Here is a 5,349-nt window from a genome sequence, read left to right as displayed (position 1 = left end):
GATGTGGTTTGCCCATATCGAACCCCCATATCTGCCACGCAGAAAGGGAATCATAAATAAAGCTTCATGGGAATCCTGAATCGGAAAGCTCGCAACCCGCTCTAATCGAAAAACAAGCGACCCTGTGCGAGGAGAACAAGACTGACTTCTCCGATCTGCGTGCTGTGTTCTTCAATTGCACGCTGAAGCATCCCGATCAGGCGTCGCACACATTGCTGCTGATGGGCACATCGACCAAATTCATGCGCAAAGGCTACGTCGCTGTGGAAAATATCCGGATGACCGCCAACACTATCGCCTTACTATCGCCATCGGCGTTCAGCTGGTCCTACGCGAACATGACGACTGGCCGGACCTTTGGAAAAAGGTCGAGGCGCGGAACTAGTTCTCAAGCCCGTCCGCGCCCCAAGCCGGATCAGGGCCGCGTGATGCGCAGAAGGCGTCCGTCTTCCTGATCGGTGATGACGAGAAGCGAGCCGTCGTCGTCGATCTCCACGTCGCGGGTGCGTTTCAGATTGGGCAGGATTCGCTCCTCTGCCTGGACCAGGCCATCATCACCTAGCGAGAGGCGCACGAGACCACCGGCGACGAGAGCCGAGATCAGGTAATCGCCCTGCCAGTCGGGGAACATGTCGCCGTCGTAGACCACGAAGTCGTTGGGCGCGATCACGGGATCCCAGAAGTAGAGTGGCTGAACCGCAACCTCGATCTTTGCCGTCCCCGTGCCAATCGGGCCACCGCCGAACCGGTCGTAGCGCCGGCCGTAGGAAACCAGCGGCCATCCGTAGTTCAGGCCAGGCTCGATCAGGTTGATCTCATCGCCACCTTGCGGTCCCATCTCCAGCACGACGAGTTGCCCGTTGACAACCTGTGCGCCCTCAATATTGCGATGCCCGTAGGACCAGATCGAGCCGTCGGCCTCGGGGTTACCGACAAGTGGGTTGTCCTCCGGAATGGAGCCGTCGGGGTGGATACGGATTGTTTTGCCCCAAGTGACCCCGAGTTGCTGTGCGCGGGGGCGGTTCTCGAAGGTGAAGCGCTCTCCCGTGGTGATGAAGACATGGCCCTGGTCATCGAAGGCGATGCGGCTGCCGTAATGGAGCGGCTCGGGGGCGGAGGGCTCCTGTACCCAGATGTCCTCGAATTCTTCGACCATGGTGAAGTCTTCGGAAAGCCGTCCGCGGCCCACGGCGGTGGCCGACATCGTCATGCCCTCGGCGTTGGTGCCGGTCGGCTTGGCGTAGGAGAGGTAGACCATTCGATCTTCGGCGAAGTTCGGCCCCGTCTCCACGTCGAGCATCCCGCCCTGCCGCTCGTCACGCACCTCGGGCGTACCACCGATCGGTGCCGACAGGACGCCTTCGGACGTGACATGACGCAAGCTGCCGGTGCGTTCCGTCACCAAGTAGCCCGAGTCGCCCGGGAGGTTTTTGATCGCCCAAGGGTGGACGAGGCCATCGACGATGGTCTCGACGGCGAGTTCGGCTTCGGTGACGACGATTGGCGCGCGAAACTGCGCATCGAAGGCCGGCGGGTAGGACGTGTTCCGTTCGCCCCATTTGAACCTGGAATCGTTGGGCGCGCCCTGATCCGTCTGTGCCGAGGCAGATGAGGCAAGCAAAATGGCGACGACAGCTACTGAAGTCGATGCGTTGGTCATGATGCTTCCTTTGCAGATGGGACGTCAGATCATCGGTTTATCTCTGACAACTTGCCCCAGCCGCGGAGGTTCCCGAAACATGCAGATGCCCCTTGACCGCAACCAGACCTGCGTCAATGGCAATTGGGTCTGCGTTTGGTGATCTCCATCCTCTAGCAGCTCGTTGGAATAGCGAGCTGCCGAAAATGCTGTTCTGCCCGGCATGAGGAACCAACACCACCAGCAAGAGTTGCTCAAATGCCCGTCTCATCCGCCTGCGGGCCCATGAAGGGAGACTCCAATGCTTCGACTTCGAACATCAGCCGCCATCGCAGCTCTCGCCTTGTCCGCGTCGGCTGCCGCCGCGCAGGATTCACCGACGCTGAGCGCCGAGCAAAGCGAGGAATACGGCCAGTACATCGTCGGTCCGCACAGCGAGCCGGTCTACCTGTTCACCACCGACATGCAAGGGAACGGCGGGGAGCCGACGATTTCCTGCACCTCCGAGGAGTGCCTCGATGCATGGCCTCTGGTGACCACCAATAGCGAGGTCACCGTGGGGCCCGAGCTTGATCCGTCGCTCGCCGGCACCTTCAGCTATGAAGGTCAGACTGTAGTCACCTACAACGGATGGCCTCTCTATAATTTCATGCGCGACGAAACCGGTCAAACGCCTCAGGGCCAGGATATCCATTCATTCGGCGGCGAATGGTATCTGGTCGGACCTCAGGGGGAGCAGATCGAGGAAGAAAGCACCGAATAGCCAAGGAGCCAACTGCCGCTCCGATCTAGCGCCGCCAACGCACGCTGAGGCAGACTTCGATTGATTGAGGTCACGTTCAACGGCTCATCTTCGGTCTGCACCTTCTGGGTGGTAGACAGACTTAGCCGTGGTCGATGTTGCCGCTGACCTGCGCGCCAGCAAAAATGGAAGCGCAATAAGCAAGGTTGTCTTCGATCCCGACGCGCTGCTCACGCTGCCACAACCGGCGCGTCTCGACCGGTCATTTCGACTCGGCAAAACAGCGCGAATGTCTTGGGAAATGGCGTAGCCCGCGTCATGCTGCGTTTCGAAGTTCGGAGGCCTCCAAGGACCTGACTGAAAAACAAGCCACCCTATGCGAGGAGAACATAACCGACTTCTCCGATCTGCGCGCTGTGTTCTTCAACTGCACGCTCAAGCATCCCGACCAAGCGTTGCACACATCGCTGCTGATCGGCACATCGGCCATGCGGTTTGACGCCATTTTGATCCGACCCAGATAGACAGCAAGGCCGTCTGTTGCCGCAATTTTTTACCTGCAGGTAGAAGCGTTGATGTGATGTGGCGTCGGATCTGGCCGCCGAAATATAGCCCACAGGGGGAACAAATCGTCGTCAGTAACGCTAATGAAAAAGACGATCCATGTTCGTGCGACGCGACATGGGTAACGCAACTTCTAATCCCGGACAAAGGTCAACACGCGATCCGCTTGCCAACCTCCCCTCGAAAGGTACCCCATGATTGATACAACGCATCACACCAGCAACCCTGAGCCGCGTCGTTCGACGCTGTCTGCCGTGATCGTCGGCACCATTGTATCGCTTGGCCTGATGGTGATGTTCACCCTTCTTGGCCTTGCCATGGGCGTGGCCAGCTTAGAGGCGGTTGGTCAAGGATTGGGCATCGGTGCGGCTTTGTTCATCATTCTCACACAGTTGATCTCGCTTGCCACAGGTGGGTTCGCAGCGGCCCGATTAATGGTGCCGCACGACACAATCGCCGCGGCGATGGCCGGTGCCGCAGTCTGGGCGCTGACCACCTTGTGTGTCGCCTTCGGGGGCTGGAATGCAGGCACCGCAGCCATCAGTTCGTCCACGTCGCTGGTGGCCCAGACCGCTCAGACCACGGCGAACGCCGCGCAGGCGATCACGCCCGACAACATCTCCCTGCCCGATATCTCAGAGCTGGCAAGTTCAATTTCGATGGCCGATCTGCCGCCAGAACTGCGTGCGTCCTTGGAAGAAGCCAACATCACGCCCGCGCAGCTGCGCGCCGAAGCGCGCGAAGCCTATCGCAATGTGATCAGCCAGCAAGAAATGTCGCGCGCCCGGTCGATCATCCTTGGGACGTTGACCAATATTGCGGCGCAGCCCGGCACGCTGTCCGAAGAAGTGAACAGCGCGCTTGATCAACTGGTCGAAGGCAAAAACGCGGTCCTGAGTGAGGAAGACATCACCGAAGCGCGCAACACCCTGCAAACGCGGCTAGGTATTACCGACGCTGAGGCCCAGCAGATCAGCGACGCGATCCAGACGAAATTCAACGACGCGATTACCACTTTGCGTCAGACTGTGTCTGAAATGCAGACGCAGCTGGTTACGACGGTGAACAACGTCCAAAGTGCAGTGGCTTCCGCCGCCTTCTGGCTCTTCGTCGCCTCGCTTCTTGGGCTGGCCGCCGCGACTGGCGCTGGGGTCTTTGGACGTCGCATATGACCCGGGCATCAGGCCGCCCATCGGCGGCTGCATGACTTGCCCCATGACGGCTGCTTCGGCGGCCGCCTTTTTAGTGCAGGCATCTTCGCGTTTAGCAGGGTTGGCGCAGGCACCGAAAGGCACTGTCAGAGCAAACCTGCTTGAGGCGGGTAAGGCGGATCCATTACTTTTGCAAATGACAAACGCGGTCCTTTTCGGTACTTCAAGACATCCCCAAAGATCATTCGACTGGCCGTGATGTTGTATGTGCGGTACCCGCTTTCGCTTCGCAATGTGGAGGACCTGTTGCACGAAGGCGGCATAGAGATCAGCCACGAAATTGTTCGGTTCTGGTGGAGTAGGTTGGGCCCGATGTTCGCCGCCGAAGCCCTACGAAAGTGGGTCAGTCGGGTTCGATCCCACTCAAATCGGCAAGGGCATCTGGACGAGATTTTCGTTAAGATCAAGGGCGGGTGGGCGGTGGATTAAGAACGGGAGCTGAGAATTTGCCTGCAGTTGTCAAGCGACGGCAATGTCTGCGACAGCAACACCGCGCTTGTCCATCGCGCCGAAGTCACGGATTTCGTCTGCCGAATGCAAGTCCCTCGCGCTGCGCGTTCTCGCTCGTCGCCCAAAACGCGGTGGTCACCTGATTGGGGGCCATGCGGACGGTGATGGTCTGAAACCGGGGGTCGTCCGCCAGGGCGCGGTAACGGCGTCCGCCTGCCACGACCGCGACTTCGCCAGTCGCATCGCGCAAGCCTGCCGGGTTCTGAATGAGGCCATGCTCTTGGATATTCGCGGCAAGGGCGGAAATGGCACCGTCTTTCACGATGGTACGGGGGTCGATGTCAGACAGGTAGAGGTCAGCGAAGGGGATGTGCTCGTCGGTCGCTGCTGTGATGATGGTCTGATTGGCCATGGGTTTGATCTTTGATCTGTAGAGAAGGGGAGGGGGGATGCCGCGCCATGGTGGGCGCGGCTGACGGCCTCGTTCCACAGGACCGCCTTCAAGCCGGCTTCGGCTTCTAATGAAACTTGATGAAATGCCCTTTGCCCTCGGCATTGATGTAGCGGAAGGTATGAGATGCGAAAAACCTTCGGGAGCTGCAATCTAGCTCATCCCTTTTTCCTCGCTTGAAGTCGATTCCGGAACGAATCTCCGCCTCCGTCGTTGGGATCATTGCAGGCGACCGGAACCGCCTCAGCCGCCAGTCCCGTCATGATCCGCGCAAAAACGCCCATATCGCTCC

At 59.3% G+C, this 5,349-nt stretch carries 5 protein-coding genes and 1 pseudogene; 4 read left to right on the top strand and 2 right to left on the bottom strand.

All coding sequences use genetic code 11. The features are described 5' to 3' along the window. Positions 1 to 415: 415 nt before the first annotated feature. Positions 416 to 1,660, bottom strand: coding sequence for a PQQ-dependent sugar dehydrogenase (locus ACOI1H_RS23440; protein WP_422440578.1), 1,245 nt, complete (start codon positions 1,658 to 1,660; stop codon positions 416 to 418). 280 nt (positions 1,661 to 1,940) lie between these two features. Here ACOI1H_RS23440 and ACOI1H_RS23435 point away from each other — a divergent pair, with 280 nt between their 5' ends. From ACOI1H_RS23435 to ACOI1H_RS23420, 4 genes and pseudogenes are all read left to right on the top strand, one after another. Next, positions 1,941 to 2,402 carry a hypothetical protein gene (locus tag ACOI1H_RS23435; protein ID WP_422440576.1) on the top strand — a complete coding sequence of 154 codons (462 nt, stop codon included), beginning with the start codon at positions 1,941 to 1,943 and terminating at the stop codon, positions 2,400 to 2,402. Between the two features lie 127 nt (positions 2,403 to 2,529). Then, a complete protein-coding gene (locus tag ACOI1H_RS23430; protein WP_422440575.1) occupies positions 2,530 to 2,691 on the top strand; it encodes a hypothetical protein in 162 nt (53 codons plus the stop codon). Positions 2,692 to 3,139: 448 nt separating this feature from the next. Further along, positions 3,140 to 4,117, top strand: coding sequence for a hypothetical protein (locus ACOI1H_RS23425; RefSeq protein WP_422440574.1), 978 nt, complete (start codon positions 3,140 to 3,142; stop codon positions 4,115 to 4,117). A gap of 162 nt (positions 4,118 to 4,279) precedes the next feature. Beyond that, positions 4,280 to 4,430: pseudogene (locus tag ACOI1H_RS23420) on the top strand (IS6 family transposase); the annotation flags it as partial. 240 nt (positions 4,431 to 4,670) lie between these two features. On the opposite strand, the gene ACOI1H_RS23415 reads toward ACOI1H_RS23420, so the two are convergent. Beyond that, complete coding sequence (locus ACOI1H_RS23415) at positions 4,671 to 5,018, bottom strand: ParB N-terminal domain-containing protein (protein ID WP_422440572.1); 348 nt, start codon at positions 5,016 to 5,018, stop codon at positions 4,671 to 4,673. Positions 5,019 to 5,349 lie beyond the last annotated feature (331 nt).

It is taken from the genome of Loktanella sp. DJP18, from assembly GCF_049310965.1.
Taxonomy (GTDB): Bacteria; Pseudomonadota; Alphaproteobacteria; order Rhodobacterales; family Rhodobacteraceae; genus Loktanella.
This window is presented reverse-complemented; position numbering and strand designations above follow the sequence as displayed.